General features: G+C 70.7%; 15 protein-coding genes. 3 read left to right on the forward strand and 12 right to left on the reverse strand.

The window, feature by feature from the left end; genetic code table 11:
* Positions 1 to 201: 201 nt before the first annotated feature.
* The 9 genes from ruvA to pgsA all read right to left on the reverse strand — a co-directional run bounded on the left by ruvA (position 202) and on the right by pgsA (position 7,847).
* Complete coding sequence (ruvA, locus tag OG247_RS09370) at positions 202 to 834, reverse strand: Holliday junction branch migration protein RuvA (RefSeq protein ID WP_327251804.1); 633 nt, start codon at positions 832 to 834, stop codon at positions 202 to 204.
* On the reverse strand, positions 831 to 1,367 hold the full coding sequence (gene ruvC / locus OG247_RS09375) for a crossover junction endodeoxyribonuclease RuvC (RefSeq protein WP_327251805.1): 537 nt from the start codon (positions 1,365 to 1,367) through the stop codon (positions 831 to 833). The genes ruvA and ruvC overlap by 4 nt, the downstream gene beginning before the upstream one ends.
* 183 nt (positions 1,368 to 1,550) lie before the next feature.
* Positions 1,551 to 2,303: a YebC/PmpR family DNA-binding transcriptional regulator gene (locus OG247_RS09380; RefSeq protein WP_243334244.1), complete on the reverse strand. Its 753-nt coding sequence runs from the start codon at positions 2,301 to 2,303 to the stop codon at positions 1,551 to 1,553.
* 57 nt (positions 2,304 to 2,360) lie between these two features.
* Positions 2,361 to 2,951, reverse strand: a complete 591-nt coding sequence (gene pdxT, locus OG247_RS09385) for a pyridoxal 5'-phosphate synthase glutaminase subunit PdxT (RefSeq protein ID WP_250744713.1) — start codon at positions 2,949 to 2,951, stop codon at positions 2,361 to 2,363.
* A gap of 8 nt (positions 2,952 to 2,959) precedes the next feature.
* On the reverse strand, positions 2,960 to 3,877 hold the full coding sequence (gene pdxS, locus OG247_RS09390; RefSeq protein WP_030294529.1) for a pyridoxal 5'-phosphate synthase lyase subunit PdxS: 918 nt from the start codon (positions 3,875 to 3,877) through the stop codon (positions 2,960 to 2,962).
* Between the two features lie 153 nt (positions 3,878 to 4,030).
* Complete coding sequence (locus OG247_RS09395; RefSeq protein ID WP_327251806.1) at positions 4,031 to 4,570, reverse strand: hypothetical protein; 540 nt, start codon at positions 4,568 to 4,570, stop codon at positions 4,031 to 4,033.
* 498 nt (positions 4,571 to 5,068) lie between these two features.
* Positions 5,069 to 6,232 carry a glycosyltransferase family 4 protein gene (locus tag OG247_RS09400; RefSeq protein WP_327251807.1) on the reverse strand — a complete coding sequence of 388 codons (1,164 nt, stop codon included), beginning with the start codon at positions 6,230 to 6,232 and terminating at the stop codon, positions 5,069 to 5,071.
* A complete protein-coding gene (locus OG247_RS09405) occupies positions 6,229 to 7,173 on the reverse strand; it encodes a phosphatidylinositol mannoside acyltransferase (RefSeq protein ID WP_327251808.1) in 945 nt (314 codons plus the stop codon). The genes OG247_RS09400 and OG247_RS09405 overlap by 4 nt, the downstream gene beginning before the upstream one ends.
* Positions 7,173 to 7,847 (reverse strand): phosphatidylinositol phosphate synthase, encoded by a 675-nt coding sequence (gene pgsA, locus OG247_RS09410; RefSeq protein ID WP_327251809.1) that lies wholly within the window; start codon positions 7,845 to 7,847, stop codon positions 7,173 to 7,175. The genes OG247_RS09405 and pgsA overlap by 1 nt, the downstream gene beginning before the upstream one ends.
* Positions 7,848 to 8,148: 301 nt before the next feature.
* On the opposite strand from pgsA, the gene OG247_RS09415 reads away from it, so the two are divergent.
* Both OG247_RS09415 and OG247_RS09420 read left to right on the forward strand, forming a co-directional pair.
* Positions 8,149 to 10,362: an elongation factor G-like protein EF-G2 gene (locus tag OG247_RS09415; RefSeq protein ID WP_327251810.1), complete on the forward strand. Its 2,214-nt coding sequence runs from the start codon at positions 8,149 to 8,151 to the stop codon at positions 10,360 to 10,362.
* A 239-nt stretch (positions 10,363 to 10,601) separates the two neighbouring features.
* Positions 10,602 to 12,272, forward strand: coding sequence for a hypothetical protein (locus tag OG247_RS09420; RefSeq protein WP_327251811.1), 1,671 nt, complete (start codon positions 10,602 to 10,604; stop codon positions 12,270 to 12,272).
* Positions 12,273 to 12,322: 50 nt separating this feature from the next.
* Here OG247_RS09420 and OG247_RS09425 read toward each other — a convergent pair whose 3' ends face one another.
* Entirely contained in the window at positions 12,323 to 12,883 is a 561-nt protein-coding gene (locus OG247_RS09425) for an HIT family protein (protein ID WP_327251812.1), read from the reverse strand.
* A gap of 67 nt (positions 12,884 to 12,950) precedes the next feature.
* Here OG247_RS09425 and OG247_RS09430 point away from each other — a divergent pair, with 67 nt between their 5' ends.
* Complete coding sequence (locus OG247_RS09430; RefSeq protein WP_327251813.1) at positions 12,951 to 13,613, forward strand: potassium channel family protein; 663 nt, start codon at positions 12,951 to 12,953, stop codon at positions 13,611 to 13,613.
* Positions 13,614 to 13,653: 40 nt separating this feature from the next.
* On the opposite strand, the gene OG247_RS09435 is transcribed toward OG247_RS09430, so the two are convergent.
* Positions 13,654 to 14,883, reverse strand: a complete 1,230-nt coding sequence (locus tag OG247_RS09435) for an IS30 family transposase (RefSeq protein WP_442813242.1) — start codon at positions 14,881 to 14,883, stop codon at positions 13,654 to 13,656.
* An 87-nt stretch (positions 14,884 to 14,970) separates the two neighbouring features.
* Entirely contained in the window at positions 14,971 to 16,947 is a 1,977-nt protein-coding gene (gene thrS / locus OG247_RS09440) for a threonine--tRNA ligase (protein WP_327251815.1), read from the reverse strand.
* Between the last annotated feature and the right edge of the window lie 110 nt (positions 16,948 to 17,057).

Genomic DNA, 17,057 nt, shown 5'->3' on the forward strand with positions numbered 1-17,057 from the left:
GCCCCGCCCTTTCTCCGTTTCCCGGGGCTCCGCCCCAGACCCCGCGCCTCAATCGCCGGCGGGGCTGGAATACCAGCCCCCCCAGGGGGGCACGGTGCGCTACGCGCACGTGCAGGCCGACGCCGGCCAAAATCAAGACCCGCCGGCGTTTGAGGCGCGGGGGTCCGGGGGCTGGTCCCCGGCAACGGCGTCGCACCTGGGTCAGCGGGCTCGGTTCAGGGACTGGAGGGCCGCCCTCAGGAGCTGCGGCACCGGGGCCGAACCGCCGGCGGCGATCGCGGCCTCCGCCTGCGGGGTCACCGCGGAGACGGCCTCGTCCGCGTCGCGGGGCGCGTAGCCCAGACCGATCAGCGCCGCGGACAGCTGTTCCGACCACGGCGCCGGGCCGGAGGCCACCGCACGCTGTGCGCCGACCATCCCGCTCGACCCCAGCGGAGCGCCCAGCTTGTCCTTCAGGTCCAGCAGCAGCTTCTGCGCGCCCTTCTTGCCGATGCCGGAGACGGCCATCAGCGCCTTCTCGTCCCCCACGGAGACGGCGACGCGCAGCGCGTCCGGGCTGTGCACCCCGAGCATCGCCTGCGCGAGCTTCGGACCGACCCCGCTCGCGGTCTGCAGGAGCTCGAAGACCTGACGCTCGTCGTCGTCGGCGAAGCCGTACAGCGTCAGCGAGTCCTCCCGTACGACCAGGGACGTCGCCAGCCGGGCCGGCTCGCCGGTCCGCAGGCCCGCGATGGTGTTCGGCGTGCAGTGCACGGCCATGCCCACTCCCCCGACCTCGATGACGGCCAGGGTGGGGGCGAGCGCGGCGACCGTGCCGCTGACGAAGGCGATCATGTGGTGCGGCCTTTCAGGGCGCTGGCATGCCGGTTGACGGCCTGCTGGAGGCGGTTCTGCGCGGGGGCGCGCCAGATGTGGCAGATGGCGAGGGCGAGGGCGTCCGCGGCGTCCGCGGGCTTGGGCGGGGCGGACAGCCGCAGCAGCCGGGTGACCATGGCTCCGACCTGTGCCTTGTCGGCGCGACCGCTGCCGGTGACGGCGGCCTTGACCTCGCTCGGGGTGTGCAGCGCGACCGGTATGCCGCGGCGCGCGGCGCACAGCATGGCGACGGCACTGGCCTGGGCGGTGCCCATCACCGTGCTGACGTTGTGCTGACTGAACACCCGCTCCACGGCGAGGACTTCGGGCCGGTACTCGTCGAGCCATTCCTCGATGCCCTGCTCGATCGCCACGAGCCGGTGACCCAACTCTGCGTCCGCGGGCGTCCGTACGACTCCCACGCCCAGCATCGTCAGGGGACGGCCCGCCACCCCCTCGACCACACCGACACCACATCGGGTCAGGCCCGGGTCAACACCGAGTACGCGCACGCCGCCTCCCCCCTTTGCGGCTAAACCGCCGCCGCTCTCGCGGAGGTGGTGCCTCGCCGTCGTGGCTGATCAATTGCTGGTTGCGGTCGCCAGACTAACGGCTGCCTATGACAACGCAGCGGGCCGACGGGGTGTGTCCCGTCGGCCCGCTGCTTTGGCGCCGTGCGCGCCGGACGCCCCAGGTCAGGCGTCGACCTTCTCCATGACCTCGTCCGAAACGTCGAAGTTGGCGAAGACGTTCTGCACGTCGTCGCTGTCCTCCAGCGCGTCGATCAGCTTGAAGATCTTGCGCGCGCCCTCTTCGTCCAGCTCGACCTGCATGGTCGGCAGGAAGTTGGAGTCGGCCGAGTCGTAGTCGATGCCGGCCTGCTGGAGCGCGGTACGGACCGCGACCATGTCGGTGGCCTCGCTGATGATCTCGAACTGCTCGCCGAGGTCGTTGACCTCTTCGGCTCCCGCCTCCAGCACCGTCTCCAGCACGTCGTCCTCGGACAGTTCGCCCTTGGGCAGCAGCACGACGCCCTTGCGGTTGAACAGGTACGAGACCGAGCCCGGGTCGGCCATCGAACCGCCGTTGCGGGTCATGGCGACACGCACGTCGGACGCGGCACGGTTGCGGTTGTCGGTGAGGCACTCGATGAGCACCGCGACGCCGTTCGGGCCGTAGCCTTCGTACATGATCGTCTCGTAGTCGGCGCCGCCGGCCTCGAGGCCGCCGCCGCGCTTGACCGCGGAGTCGATGTTCTTGTTCGGGACCGAGCTCTTCTTCGCCTTCTGGATGGCGTCGAAAAGGGTCGGGTTGCCATCGATGTCGGCGCCGCCCATACGGGCCGCGACCTCGATGTTCTTGATCAGCTTCGCGAAGAGCTTGCCGCGCTTGGCGTCAACCACGGCCTTCTTGTGCTTCGTCGTAGCCCATTTAGAGTGGCCGGACATCTGCCTGTCTCCTTCGCGTCACCAACAATGTTCGCCTCAGATCCTACCGGGACGCCGTTACAGCCCCGCGCGCACCATGTCGACGAAGTACGCGTGGACCCGGTCGTCACCCGTGAGCTCCGGGTGGAACGAGGTGGCGAGGACATTGCCCTGGCGCACGGCGACGGTGTGACCGTCGTACGTCGCGAGCACCTCGGCGGCTCCGCCGACGGACTCGACCCAGGGGGCACGGATGAAGACGCCCTCGACGGGGCCGCCCTCGATGCCGGCGAAGTCGACCTGCGCCTCGAAGGACTCGTTCTGCCGGCCGAAGGCGTTGCGGCGCACGATCATGTCGATGCCGCCCAGGGTCTCCTGGTCCTCACGGCCGTCCAGCAGCTTGTCCGCGAGCATGATCATGCCGGCACAGGTGCCGTAGACCGGCATCCCGGCCCGCACGCGCTCGCGCAGCGGCTCCAGCATGCCGAACAGCACGGCGAGCTTCGACATGGTCGTGGACTCGCCGCCGGGGATCACCAGGGCGTCGACCTCGGCGAGCTCCTCGGGACGCCGGACCGGCCTGGCCACGGCGTCAGCCGAGGCCAGGGCGATCAAGTGCTCCCGTACGTCGCCCTGGAGTGCCAGGACACCAATCACGGGGGTGGTCATGGTGATGACTACCAGCCGCGGTTGGCGTAGCGCTCGGACTCGGGGAGGGTGTCGCAGTTGATGCCGACCATGGCCTCGCCCAGGTTGCGGGAGGCGTCCGCGATGATCTTCGGGTCGTCGTAGAAGGTGGTGGCCTTCACGATGGCGGCGGCGCGCTTGGCCGGGTCGCCCGACTTGAAGATGCCGGAGCCGACGAAGACGCCCTCGGCACCGAGCTGGCGCATCAGCGCGGCGTCGGCCGGGGTGGCGACGCCACCGGCGGAGAACAGCACGACCGGGAGCTTGCCGAGCTCGGCAACTTCCTTGACCAGCTCGTACGGGGCGCGCAGCTCCTTGGCGGCGGCGAACAGCTCGTTGTTGTCGTAGCCGCGCAGGCGGGCGATCTCGTTCTTGATCTGACGCAGGTGGCGGACGGCCTCGACCACGTTGCCGGTGCCGGCCTCGCCCTTCGAGCGGATCATGGCCGCGCCCTCGGCGATGCGGCGCAGGGCCTCGCCCAGGTTGGTGGCGCCACAGACGAAGGGGGTGGTGAACGCCCACTTGTCGGAGTGGTTGACCTCGTCGGCCGGGGTCAGGACCTCGGACTCGTCGATGTAGTCGACGCCGAGGGACTGGAGGACCTGGGCCTCGACGAAGTGGCCGATGCGGGACTTCGCCATGACCGGGATGGAGACGGCCTCGATGATCTCTTCGATCATGTTCGGGTCGGACATCCGGGCGACGCCGCCGTCCTTGCGGATGTCGGCGGGAACCCGCTCCAGGGCCATGACGGCCACGGCGCCGGCGTCCTCGGCGATCTTCGCCTGCTCGGCGTTGACCACATCCATGATCACGCCGCCCTTGAGCTGCTCGGCCATGCCGCGCTTGACGCGGGAGGTGCCGATCGCCGACTCGGCGGACTGCGGGGTGGAGGGAAGCGTGCTCACGGATTGACCTCACTCGAAAGGAAGATTCAGGCGGTACTGGCGGTCGCTCCTGGCGACCTGGTGGTACTCGACCGAGGAAACCTTCTCGACCAGTCCACGGCAAGGGCCAATGTGCAGCCGGTGGCTCCTTGCGATTTGGCCATTGGGTACAAGTTACGGCCGTTCCGCCAGATCCACCGGAGGCTCGTCGTCCATCTCGAAGGCCAGCGGAAAGGGTGCGTGGCCCGCCAGCCGGAACCAGCGGACCTTGCGGTGCCGGCGCAGGGCGCGGGCCGCGCGTACGGCATCGTTGAGGAACCGGCGGGCCATCGGCACCCGGCGGACCGCCGCCGCGAGCTCCTCGGTGGCCTCCGCGCCGCCCGGGGCCGCCTTGAGCGCGTCGACCTGCCCGACGTCGGCGAACACCGCGCGCAGTGCCTGGCTGAGCTCGCTCTCGGCGACCTCGCGGTGCTCCTCCTCCGCTTGGCGGGCGGCGTGCGCGGCCTCGTACAGCACGAGGGAGGAGGCGGGGTCCAGCACCCCGGAGGTCGCGACCTCCAGCACCACGGAGGCCCGGCGGACCAGCTGCGCGTCGAGGGCGGCGCGGGCGGCGTCCATCCGGGAGTGCAGCCGGTCCAGGCGGCCGGCGGTCCAACTGAGGTAAACCCCGACGAGGCCGAGGCCGAGGGCAATCCAGACAAGGGTTTCGATCACGGGCCGCGACTCTACCTTTCGACGCGGAGCTCGCACCGCTCAGCGCTGGCGCGCTTCCCGGGCTTCGCCCCGCTGCGCCGAACTCCGTCCGGCGGTGGTCGGGCGGGGTGCGGCCACGGCCGCCAGTTGCCGGGCCGTTGGGCCGGTGCGGGTGGGCTGCCCTGCGGGGCGAAGTCCCCTACCCGCCCTTCCACCGTTCCCCGGGCTCCGCCCGGACCCGCGCCTCAAACGCCGGCGGGGCTGGAATTGCCCTGCGGGCAATCCAACCCCGGCCAGCCGCTCAGAACCGACGCCGGCCCAAATCCAGCCCCTCCGGCGTTTGAGGAGCGGGGGTCCGGGGCGCAGCCCCGGGGAACGGGCGAAGGGTGGGTAGGGGACTCCGCACCGCGCAGCGGCACACCCGCGGCCGGGGTCCCGCGGGGGCGGGCCGCCGCGGCCCCACCCGGACCGGAGCCCGGGGGCCGGAGCCGGACGGGGCCCGGCCAGGGGCCGGAGGGGTTACGTGTCGCGAGAGAGGCCCAGGCGGGTGCGCAGCGGGATCCGCTCGTCCTCGGCCACCGCCGCCGCGCCGTCGGTCACCGTCTCGTAGACGGCCAGGATGTCCGCCGCCACCGTCGACCAGTCGAAGCGGCGTACGTGGGCCGAGCCCCGGCTGCTCAGTTCCGCGCGGCGGGCGGGGTCGCGCAGGAGGGCCACGGCCGAAGCGGCCAGGGAGTCGGGGTCCTCGTTCGAGAACAGCTCCCCCGCCGCCCCCTGGTCCAGGACCTGCGCGAAGGCGTCGAGGTCGGCCGCGAGGACGGCCGCCCCGGCCGAGAGGGCCTCGACGAGGATGATGCCGAAGCTCTCGCCGCCCGTGTTCGGGGCCACGTACACGTCGACGCTGCGCAGCAGCCGCGCCTTGTCCTCGTCCGAGACCATGCCGAGGAACTCGACCCGGGAGCGGAGCTCGGGCGGCAGGGAGGCGACCGCCTCCTCCTCGTCGCCGCGGCCCGCCACCAGGAGGCGTACGTCCGGGCACTGTTCCACGATGCGGGGGAAGGCGGCCATGAGGACCGGCAGGCCCTTGCGCGGTTCGTCGATCCGGCCGATGAAGCCGAGGGTCTGGCCCGACCAGGCCGGGTTCGGGTCGGCCTTGGCGAAGAAGTCCACGTCCACGCCGTTGGGGATGACCACCGCGTCCCCGCCGAGGTGCTCGACCAGCGTGCGCCGCGCGTACTCGCTCACCGCGATCCGGGCGCTGATCTTCTCCAGCGCCGGCTGCAGGATCGGGTACGCCGCGAGCATCGCCCGGGAGCGCGGGTTGGAGGTGTGGAAGGTGGCCACGATCGGGCCCTGTGCCGCCCAGCAGGTCAGCAGCCCCAGCGAGGGGGCGGTCGGCTCGTGGATGTGGACCACGTCGAAGACCCCGTCGTGCAGCCAGCGCCGTACGCGGGCCGCCGACAGGAAGCCGAAGTTGAGCCGGGCCACCGATCCGTTGTACGGCACCGGCACCGCCCGCCCCGCCGACACCACGTAGGGGGGCAGCCCGGTCTCGTCGTCCGACGGGGCCAGGACCGACACTTCGTGACCGAGGCCGATCAGGTGTTCCGCCAGGTCCCGGATGTGGAACTGGACCCCGCCGGGCACGTCCCAGGAGTACGGGCAGACGATGCCGATCTTCACGCGGATCGCTCCTCGGGCGGGCCTGCGGTGTCGGTGGTCTGTCGCAGGTCCTCCAGGTCCTCCAGCCACAGCCGCTGGAGCATGTGCCAGTCCTGCGGGTGTTCGGCGATGCCCTGCGCGAAGGCGTCGGCGACCGCCTGCGTCATGACGGCCGTCTTCTCCTGCCGGGTGCCCTTCCCGGGCACCTCCACCGGGGGGTGGATCCGGCCGTACATCTTCGGCGCGTCCCCGTAGTACAGGGTGGCCGGGAGGAGGACGGCGCCCGTCTGCTGGGCCAGCAGGGCGGGCCCGGCGGGCATCCGTGCGGTCGAGCCGAAGAAGTCGACTTCCACCCCGGAGGCCGACAGGTCCCGGTCCGCGACCAGGCAGACCAGCCCGCCGGAGCGCAGCCGCCGCGCGAGCGTGCCGAAGGCGGCGCCGCCGTTGTGCGGGAGCACCTCCATGCCCAGGCTCTCGCGGTAGGCGACGAAGCGGTCGTAGAGCGTCTCCGGCTTGAGCCGCTCGGCGACGGTGGTGAAGGGGACTCCGATGTGGGTGACGGCCCAGGCGCCGGCGAGGTCCCAGTTGGCCAGGTGCGGGAGGGCGACCACCACTCCGCGCCCGGAGGCCAGGGCCTCGCGCAGGATGTGGTCGTCCTTCATCTCCACGTCGGAGCTGAATCGTTCCTTGGCCATGGTCGGCAGGCGGAAGGACTCCATCCAGTACCGCATGTAGGAGCGCATGCCCTCGTGCGACAGCTCGCGCAGCCGCTCGGGCGTCGCGTCGGGCACCACCCGGGCCAGGTTCGACTCCAGGCGCAGCACGCTCTTGCCGCGCCGCTTCCAGACGAAGTCCGCGATCCGCCGGCCGAGGGCCGCCGCGGCCGGCTCGGGCAGTTTCTTGACCCCGGCCCAGCCGAGCCCGTAGAGCCCGTCGACCAGCTTGTCCTGTGCCTTGCCCATCAGGGCGTACCGCCTTCGGAGGGAGCACCCGCGGCAGCGGCGGCATCGGCCTCGGCCGATTCGCGCCGTACGGTCACCACGCGCTGGATCAGGGTCACGAGCGAGCCCGCCGCGACCACCCACAGCGCGATCGGCAGCAGCAGACCGATCCACGAGGGGACACCGAAGGTCTCCAGACCGGACAGACCGGCCGCGACCAGCGTGATCACCAGGCGTTCGGCGCGCTCGATGAGCCCGTTGACGGCCACCGGCAGTCCGATCGACTCGCCGCGGGCCTTGGTGTACGAGACCACTTGGCCGCTGGCCAGGCAGAAGATGGCGACCGCGCAGAGCGCGTTGTTGTTCCCGGAACCCGCGTACCAGAGCGCGAGTCCGCCGAAGATCGCCGCGTCCGCCACCCGGTCGAGGGTGGAGTCGAGGAACGCGCCCCACCGGCTGGAGACGCCGGCCTGGCGGGCCATGTTCCCGTCCACCAGGTCGGAGAAGACGAAGAGCGTGATGGTGATCGTGCCCCAGAAGAACTGGCCCATGGGGAAGAAGACCAGGGCTCCGGCCACCACTCCGGCCGTGCCGATGAGGGTGACCGCGTCGGGACTCACTCCCATCCGGAGCAGAAGAGCGGCGAATGGCGTGAGAACACGCGTGAAGAATGCACGCGCGTACTTGTTCAGCATGGCCTTCCCGGAGGGTCGCTGGGCCGCACGGCCACCACGGCCACCGGCTGGCCCATCGTAGCCAGGGCCCCGGGCCATCGGCGCCGCGCACCCACCGGTTCACACGACACGGGCCGTTCTCGGGCCGTTCGCCACGTTCCACACGCCCGGCGCGGCATGTTTCCGGGCATGTTTCCGGACACCTTCCCCGGCATCTCCCCCGGCGCCCCCGGTACGACGTATGGACGGGGTGTGACGGCAGTGCAAAGCTCGAAGGAGGTCTTTTCCCCTCCATCCCCTCCAAACGGGAGGCACGAGCATCGTGGGAGCCGCATCACACCAATCCGGAGCCGCCGGCAGGGCGCCGACGGCCGACCGCCCGGCCTCCGTACGGAACGTCGTGCTGGTCGGCCACAGCGGATCCGGCAAGACCACTCTGGTCGAGGCCCTGGCCCTGACCGCCGGCGCCGTGAACCGGGCCGGGCGCGTCGAGGACGGCGCCACCCTCTCCGACTACGACGAGATCGAGCACCGCCGACAGCGCTCCATCCAGCTCTCCCTGGTCCCCGTGGAGTGGGCCGGAATCAAGATCAACATCTTGGACACCCCCGGTTACGCCGACTTCGTCGGAGAGCTCCGGGCCGGCCTGCGCGCCGCCGACGCGGCCCTCTTCGTGGTCTCGGCCGCCGAGGACGGCGACGGTCTCTCCGGAGCCACCCGGATGGTCTGGGACGAATGCGCCGCCGTCGGCATGCCGCGCGCCATCGTCGTGACCCACCTGGAAGCCGCCCGCGCCGACTACACGCAGATGACCACGGTGTGCGGCGACGCCTTCGGAGCGGACGACCCCGATGCCGTGCGCCCGCTCTACCTGCCCCTGCACGGCCCCGCCGGCCCCGACGGCCACGCCCCGGTGGCCGGGCTGCTCGGGCTGCTCTCCCAGCGCGTCTACGACTACACCTCCGGCGACCGCGTCGAACGCGACCCGGACCCCGGCGAGCTCGCCCTGATCACCGACGCCCGTGCCCGGCTGATCGAGGGGATCATCGCCGAGAGCGAGGACGAGACCCTCATGGACCGCTACCTCGGCGGCGAGGACATCGACCTCAAGACCCTGGTCGACGACCTGGAGCGCGCCGTGGCCCGCGGCACCTTCCACCCCGTCCTGATGGCCGCCCCCGCCGCCGACGGAGCCCGCAAGGGCCTGGGAACCGTAGAACTCCTGGAACTGATCACCGGCGGCTTCCCCACCCCGCTGGAGCGCGCGCCCGTCAGCGTCACCACCCCCGGCGGCGCGGCCCGCCCCGCGGTCACCTGCGATCCCGACGGGCCGCTGGTCGCCGAGGTGGTGAAGACCTCCTCCGACCCCTACGTCGGCCGCGTCTCGCTCGTCCGCGTCTTCTCCGGCACCCTGCGCCCCGACGAAACGGTCCACGTGAGCGGGCACGGGCTCACCGACCGCGGGCACGAGGACCACGACGTGGACGAGCGCATCGGCGCGCTCACCTCCCCCTTCGGCAAACAGCAGCGCACCCTCACCCACTGCATCGCGGGCGATCTGGCCTGCGTGGCCAAACTCACCCGCGCCGAGACCGGCGACACCCTCTCCGCCAAGGACCAGCCCCTCCTGATGGAGGCCTGGTCCATGCCCGACCCGCTGCTCCCCCTCGCCATCGAGGCCCACAGCAAGGCCGACGAGGACAAGCTCTCCCAGGGCCTGGCCCGGCTGGTCGCCGAGGACCCGACCATGCGGCTCGAACAGAACCCGCACACCCGCCAGCTCGTCCTGTGGTGCCTCGGCGAAGCCCATCAGGACCTCGCCCTCGAACGGCTACGCGCCCGGTACGGGGTCCAGGTCGACCCGGTCCCGCACAAGGTCAGCCTCCGCGAGACCTTCGGCGCCAAGGCCGGCGGCCGCGGACGGCACGTCAAACAGTCCGGGGGGCACGGCCAGTTCGCCATCTGCGAGATCGAGGTCGAGCCGCTGCCGCCGGGCAGCGGCATCGAGTTCGTCGACAAGGTGGTCGGCGGATCCGTGCCGCGACAGTTCATCCCGTCCGTGGAGAAGGGCGTCCGCGCGCAGGCTGCCCGGGGGCTCGCGGCGGGCTATCCGCTGGTCGACGTACGCGTCACCCTGCTCGACGGCAAGGCCCACTCGGTGGACTCCTCCGACGCCGCCTTCCAGACCGCGGGCGCCCTGGCCCTGCGCGAAGCCGCCGCCGGGGCCGCGGTCCGGCTCCTGGAACCGGTCGCCGAACTCGCGGTGCTCGTTCCCGACGAGTACGTCGGCCCCGTCATGAGCGACCTCGCCGGCCGCCGGGGCCGCGTCGTCGGCACCGACGCGGCCGGCGCCGGCCGCACCCGGGTCCTCGCCGAGATCCCGGAGATCGAGATCGGCCGGTACGCCGTCGAGCTGCGCTCCGTATCGCACGGCACCGGGCTGTTCAGCCGTACGTACGCGCGCCACGAGCCGATGCCTCCACAGATAGCGGACAAGCTGCGCGAACAGGCCGAGAAGGGAAGCCAGCTGACATAGCATCACCCGAGCCGCCCACCCAACCCGCTTGCGGTGGGCGGTATTTGGCTGTCCCATGACCACGGGGAGGAATCGGCCGATAGGCTCGTCCGCGCGTGAGGCGGGCAGGCCGAACGGGTAGACCAAGCGGATAGGCCGAGCACGCAGGGCGGGAACGCCGCACCGGGAACACCACCCGGGGCGGGCGGCATCGCGGGCAGGCCCGCACACGAGTACGACGCACAGCGATGGGGGCAGCGGTGGCGGACGACGGATTCGACTTCAGGCCCGGGGCACAGATCCCGCTCCAGGGCGGCGGCGGCCAGACCGCCGCGACGAACGCCCTCGCCTCGGCCGCCTACCGGGACGGCGGACGCGACACCAAACTGGAAGAGATACTCAAGGCCAACAACGAGTACCACGAGTCCGTCGTCAAACCCCCCAAGGTGTCCCTGCTGGCCCCCAATCTCGGCGAGGCCTTCTGCCGTGCCGTCGAGGCCCGCACCATCCCGCCGACCCGCAAGCCCCTCATCCAGTCCTTCGGCGCCGACCCGCAGACCGTCGTCGAGCACTGCCTGGCCGCCTCCCGCATCCGCAAGGAGCGCGACCGCAAGCTCCGCCTGATCATGCTCGTCTGCGGGGTCGTCTTCCTCCCCGGCCTGCTGCTGTGGCTCGGCCTGTTCTGGGCCCGCAAGGCCCTGGCGGCCTCCGAGGCCAAGCGGGCCTCGTGGATGGGCACCGCGCTCCTCGTCGGCGTGGGCCTGGCGGTCGCCGTGCTCATGTTCCGGCTCCCGGTGACCGGCGTCCTGGGCATCTACGTCCGCGCCATGGTCATCGCCCCGGTCCTCGGCTGGTTCCTCGCCCGCCGGCTCTGCGAGGCCACCGCCGAGGACCTGCGCTCCCGCTGGGACGGGCTGCTCGCGGGCGGCGGCGGGGTGGCCGCCAAGATCCCGGAGGCCGTCCCCGGCAACCCCGACGAGAAGGCCCGCGAGGACCTGCGCCACTCCCTGGCCAAGCTCACCGCCGAGGACCGCAGCAACGCCGTCTTCTACGCCGGCCCCAAGGGCATACTCGGCATGGGCACCCGCTGGGGCAGCTGGCAGATGGCCGAGGAGCTCGCCCCCAAGAACGAGGGCTCCGAGATCCACCCGTTCCGCAGCTGGGACGTCATACGCGCGATCGACGCCCAGTTGCGCAAGCTGGAGCGCGGCCCCCTGCACACCGGCGGCCTCCCGCCCGCCTCGATCCAGCACTGGATCGTCAGCCCGGTCGGCGAGGGCGCCAAGGAAGTGGCCCGCCCCGGCGGAGCGGACGTGGACACCTTCCTGGTCAAGCCGCACGAGATCACCCGGATCTGCAACGAGCAGCAGTTCAGCGCCGGCAACCGGCACTACCTCGGCATCCAGTACCCGCTCTGGGACGGCCAGCTCGTGATCACCATGCTGGTCACGGTCACCGTGCTCTACAAGACCCTGCGCGTGGAGGTCACCGGACACGCCCTCGGCCCGGTGCACGGCCTGTTCACCACCAAATCGGCGGCCCCGGTGGACGAGGTCGCCAAATCCGTGCGCTTCTGGGAAACCGTGGAGCTCAAGCGACCCGTGGTCGACACGAGCGAGGTCGTACGCCTCGCCGTGCGCGCCCCCTTCACCTGGTACCCGCCGCTCCTGGACTTCCTGGGCGGCAAGCTCGTCCTCCCCGAGCCCTTCGGCGTCCGCCACGTCTGGGCCGGCCAGCCGTGGCGCCACCGCTTCATGGCGGACGACGCGATGCGCGCCGCGACCCCGGTCCTGCGGGCGGTGCACACCGCCGCGATGCGGGTCCTGGAGGAGAACGGCGTCGACACCGAGCGCTTCACCAACCGCTCGATGATCGTCAGCGGCATGGTCCAGGACGCCGCACCGCGCAAGGCGGACGTCTACGACGCGTGAGCCCGTACGGGCATCCGTACGGGCATCCGTACGGGCATCCGCACGGCACCCTAGTCGTTGGGCCAGGCGCCGGCGAGCATCTGGCGGGTGTCCGCGAGGAGTTGGGGCAGCACCTTGGTGTGACCGACGACCGGCATGAAGTTCGTGTCCCCGCCCCAGCGGGGCACGATGTGCTGGTGCAGGTGCGCGGCGATGCCGGCGCCGGCGGCCTGGCCCTGGTTCATGCCGATGTTGAACCCGTGCGCACCGGAGGCCTTGCGCAGCGCGACCATCGCCCGCTTCGTGAGGTCGGCGAGCTCGAGGGTCTCGGCAGAGTCCAGGTCCGTGTAGTCGGCGACGTGCCGGTACGGCACGACCATCAGGTGGCCGCCGTTGTACGGGTAGAGGTTCAGCACGGCGTAGACGTGCTTGCCCCGGGCCACGACCAGTCCGTCCTGGTCCGACATCTCCGGAATCCCGCAGAAGGGACAGCCGTCCCCGGCCTCCGGCCCGGTCGGCTTGTTCTCCCCCTGGATGTAGGCCATCCGGTGGGGCGTCCACAGACGCTGGAACGCGTCCTGCGTGCCCACACCGATCTGCTGCTCCGGCTCAATCGTCATGGGATGCAGCATATGACCTTGGCCCCGAGCGGCGTGTCGCCGGGGCGAACACCGGTGTGCGGGACGCGATGCTGAGCCCATGAACGATGCACCCGAGACCGGTGACCAGGCCTGGGAACGCCGGACCGAGCTGCCGCTGTTCTACGCTTCCCTGCTCTTCCTCGCCGGCTACACGCTCTCCGTCGTGGCCTACCGGGCCCACCCGCTGTGGCGGGACATCGGCCTCGGCCTGGTCGCAGCGACCTGGGCCTGCTTCGTCGTGGACTACCTGGCCCGGCTGCTCCTGAGCCGCATGCGGCCGCTGCGCTTCGTCCGCGTGCACTGGCTGGACACCCTGATCGTGCTGCTGCCGCTGCTGCGGCCGCTGCGCATGGTCAAGGTCCACGACGCGATCCAGGCCCGCTACAACCGCCCGCGCCGGAACCTGTACGCGCGCGTGATGTCGTACGCGGGCCTGTCGGCAGGGCTGCTCGGCTTCGCGGGCGCCCTCGGCGTCCACCACTTCGAGCGCCAGGCCCCGGGAGCCTCGATCCTCACGCTCGGGGACGCGGTGTGGTGGGTGTGCGAGACGCTGACGACGGTGGGCTACGGGGACATGGCCCCGGTGACCCCGGGGGGCCGGATCATCGCGGCGTTCATGATGGTCGGCGGGCTGGCACTGCTGGGCGCGGTGACGGGTTCGTTCTCGTCCTGGATGCTGCAGGCCTTCCGGCGTGAGGACGAGGAAGCCCCCGGGAAGTGAGGGTGAATTCGAGGGGTCGTTGCAACACGTGGTCGGTTGATCAGGCCGCGAGCAGTTTAGACAGGCGCTCGGCTGGGGTTTCCCAGCCGAGCGTTTTGCGTGGGCGCCCGTTGAGTTCGGCGGCGACGGTGGCCAGGTCCTGGGGCGTGTGCCGGGACAGGTCGGTGCCCTTGGGGAAGTACTGCCGCAGCAGGCCGTTCGTGTTCTCGTTGGAGCCGCGCTGCCAGGGACTGGCCGGGTTGCAGAAGTAGACCGGGATGTTCGTGGCGACGGTGAATGCCTGGTGGGCGGCCATCTCCACGCCCTGGTCCCAGGTCAGGGATCGCCGCAGGTGGGGCGGGAGAGTCTTCACCGTCTCCACGAGCGCGTCCCGGGTGCTGGCCGCCGTGTGGTCGAAGGGCAGGTGGGCGAGCATCACGTAGCGGGTGGTGCGTTCGACGAGGGTGCCGATCGCGGACTTGCCGTCCTTTCCGATGATGAGATCGCCTTCCCAGTGGCCGGGGACGGCCCTGTCGGCGGCCTCGGCAGGCCGGTCGCTGATCATCACCATGTTCGGTATGGCGCGCGGCTTGCGCTTGTAGGACTGGCGGTGTGGCCGGCGGCGGGACCGGCCCGTCCGCAGGGCGCGGGTGAGTTCGCGGCGGAGCTCTCCGCGGCCCTGGACGTAGAGAGCCTGGTAGATCGTCTCGTGGGCCACGTGCATCTCCGGCCGGGCGGGGAACCGTGCCTGCAGAGCCTGGCAGATCTGTTCCGGACTCCATCGGAGTGTGAGGTGGGCCTGGATGAACTGGCGTAGTTCGGCGCTCCGGCGGATCTTGCCGGGCTTGGGGCGGGGGCGCCGTTGCTCGGCGCGGCGGTGGGCTGCGTGGGGCCGGTAGGCCCAGCAGGACGAGTCGCCGCGTGAGGGAATGCCGTTGCGGCGGATCTCCCTGCTGATGGTGGAGGGGCTGCGGCCCAGCTCGGCGGCGATGGTGCGGATCGACGCCTTCTCGCGCAGTCGGTCGGCTATGTGGATGCGGTCCTCTTCGCGGAGGTACCTGGATACGCCAGAAGCCGAAGCCTCCACGGTGATCGGAGGCTTCGGCTTCCCAGACGGCGGCGAGTGCCAACCGTTGCGCCATCTCTTGCCGGTCCGCAGGTTGATACCGACGATCCGGCAGGCTTCTCTGTTGCTGTAGCCCTGCTGCATGAGCCGGGAGTATGCCTCCCGCTCACGCGTCAGACGGCCACCGCCCCCTGGTCCCCGGTTCTCCCGGATCTTGAAATCCATCGCATCCCCTGAGCTGGGGTGTTGCGACGACCACTAGAACTCAAGGAGACTTCCCGGGGGCCGGCCCCACGTGTGCGGTGAGCACGATCACACCTGGACGCGGCGCTCCACGACGTCGACGAGCTTCGCCAGGGCCTGGTCGCGCGGGACGCCGTTCTCCTGCGAACCGTCGCGGTAACGGAAGGAGACGGTACCCGCGGCCATGTCCTCGTCACCGACGATGATCATGAAGGGGACCTTCAGCTTCTGCTGGTTGCGGATCTTCTTCTGCATCCGGTCGGACGAGGCGTCCACCTCGACGCGCAGGCCCTTCTTCTTCGCCTCGGCGGCGAACTCCTGCAGGTACTCGATGTGCGAGTCGCCGATCGGGATGCCGACCGCCTGGACCGGGGCGAGCCACGGCGGCATGACGCCCGCGTAGTGCTCCAGCAGGACGGCGAAGAACCGCTCGATGGAACCGAACAGCGCACGGTGGATCATGACCGGGCGCTGCTTGGTGCCGTCCGGGCCGGTGTACTCCAGGTTGAAGCGCTCCGGCAGGTTGAAGTCGAGCTGCACGGTCGACATCTGCCAGGTGCGGCCGATCGCGTCACGGCACTGGACCGAGATCTTCGGGCCGTAGAACGCGGCGCCGCCCGGGTCCGGGACCAGGGGCAGGCCCTGCTTCTCGGCGACCTGCTGGAGGGTGGCGGTGGCCTCCTCCCAGATCTCGTCCGAGCCGACGAACTTCTCCGGGTCCTTGGTCGACAGCTCCAGGTAGAAGTCGGTCAGACCGTAGTCACGGAGCAGGTTCAGCACGAAGGTCAGCGTGCGGTCGAGCTCCTCCGCCATCTGCTCCTTGGTGCAGTAGATGTGCGCGTCGTCCTGGGTGAAACCGCGCGAGCGGGTCAGGCCGTGCACGACACCGGACTTCTCGTACCGGTACACGGTGCCGAACTCGAAGAGGCGCAGCGGCAGTTCGCGGTAGGAGCGACCGCGCGCGTCGAAGATCAGGTTGTGCATCGGGCAGTTCATGGGCTTGAGGTAGTAGTCGGTACCACCGTCGAGCTGCATGGGGGGGTACATGCCCTCCGCGTACCAGTCCAGGTGGCCGCTCTTCTCGAAGAGGGTGCCCTTGGTGGCGTGCGGGGTGTAGACGAACTCGTAGCCCTCTTCCTCGTGCCGCTTGCGCGAGTAGTCCTCCATGGTGCGGCGGATGACGCCGCCGCGCGGGTGGAAGACGGCCAGGCCGGAGCCGATCTCGTCCTGTACGGAGAACAGGTCGAGCTCGGTGCCGAGCTTGCGGTGATCGCGCTTCTCGGCCTCCACGAGGAAGTCGAGGTGGGCCTTCAGCTCCTCCTTCGACGGCCACGCGGTGCCGTAGATGCGCTGGAGCATCGGGTTCTTCTCGCTGCCGCGCCAGTAGGCGGCGGCGTTGCGCATCAGCTTGAAGGCCGGGATGTTGCGGGTGGTGGGCAGGTGGGGGCCTCGGCAGAGGTCCTTCCAGCACAGGTCGCCGGTCTTGGCGTCGAAGTTGTCGTAGATGGTCAGCTCGCCGCCGCCCACCTCGACGTTCGCGCCGTCGTCGGTCGAGGCCGAGCCCTTGATGCCGATGAGTTCCAGCTTGTACGGCTCGTTCGCCAGCTCCTCGCGCGCCGCCTCATCGGTGACGACGCGGCGGGCGAAGCGCTGACCGCGCTTCTGGATCTCCTGCATCTTCTTCTCGATGGCCTTGAGGTCATCGGGGGTGAAGGGCCTCGCGACGTCGAAGTCGTAGTAGAAGCCGTCCCGGACCGGCGGGCCGATGCCCAGCTTGGCCTCGGGGAACAGCTCCTGCACGGCCTGCGCCATGACGTGCGCGGTGGAGTGGCGCAGGATGTCCAGGCCGTCCGGGGAGGAGATCTCCACGGGTTCGACGGTCTCGCCGTCCCGCACCTCGTACGCGAGGTCCTTCAGCTCACCCGCGATGCGCGCGGCGACGATGGTGCGCTCGCCGGCGAAGAGCTCTGCCGCCGTAGTGCCCGTGGCCACCACGCGCTCGTCCCGCTCGGAATCGCGTTGGATGATCACACGGACGTCTGACACCGGTCTGCTCCTGACTCAGGGGGTGCGCGAGCGGATCACTGCGCGTCTGAATCGTACCGAGCGGATGGGCCGCGCCGCTAAACGGTTACCGCCCGGGCCGGTGGGAACCG

The sequence above is a fragment of the Streptomyces sp. NBC_01244 genome, assembly GCF_035987325.1.
Taxonomy (GTDB): domain Bacteria; phylum Actinomycetota; class Actinomycetes; order Streptomycetales; family Streptomycetaceae; genus Streptomyces.

What these genes read in the sequence shown, in the direction of transcription:
- ruvA (WP_327251804.1), bottom strand. Translation starts at nt 834, where the DNA reads ATGATCGCCTTCGTCAGCGGCACGGTCGCCGCGCTCGCCCCCACCCTG.
- OG247_RS09380 (WP_243334244.1), bottom strand. Translation starts at nt 2,303, where the DNA reads ATGTCCGGCCACTCTAAATGGGCTACGACGAAGCACAAGAAGGCCGTG.
- pdxT (WP_250744713.1), bottom strand. Translation starts at nt 2,951, where the DNA reads ATGACCACCCCCGTGATTGGTGTCCTGGCACTCCAGGGCGACGTACGG.
- OG247_RS09405 (WP_327251808.1), bottom strand. Translation starts at nt 7,173, where the DNA reads ATGGGCAAGGCACAGGACAAGCTGGTCGACGGGCTCTACGGGCTCGGC.
- pgsA (WP_327251809.1), bottom strand. Translation starts at nt 7,847, where the DNA reads ATGCTGAACAAGTACGCGCGTGCATTCTTCACGCGTGTTCTCACGCCA.
- OG247_RS09425 (WP_327251812.1), bottom strand. Translation starts at nt 12,883, where the DNA reads ATGCTGCATCCCATGACGATTGAGCCGGAGCAGCAGATCGGTGTGGGC.
- OG247_RS09430 (WP_327251813.1), top strand. Translation starts at nt 12,951, where the DNA reads ATGAACGATGCACCCGAGACCGGTGACCAGGCCTGGGAACGCCGGACC.
- OG247_RS09435 (WP_442813242.1), bottom strand. Translation starts at nt 14,883, where the DNA reads ATGGATTTCAAGATCCGGGAGAACCGGGGACCAGGGGGCGGTGGCCGT.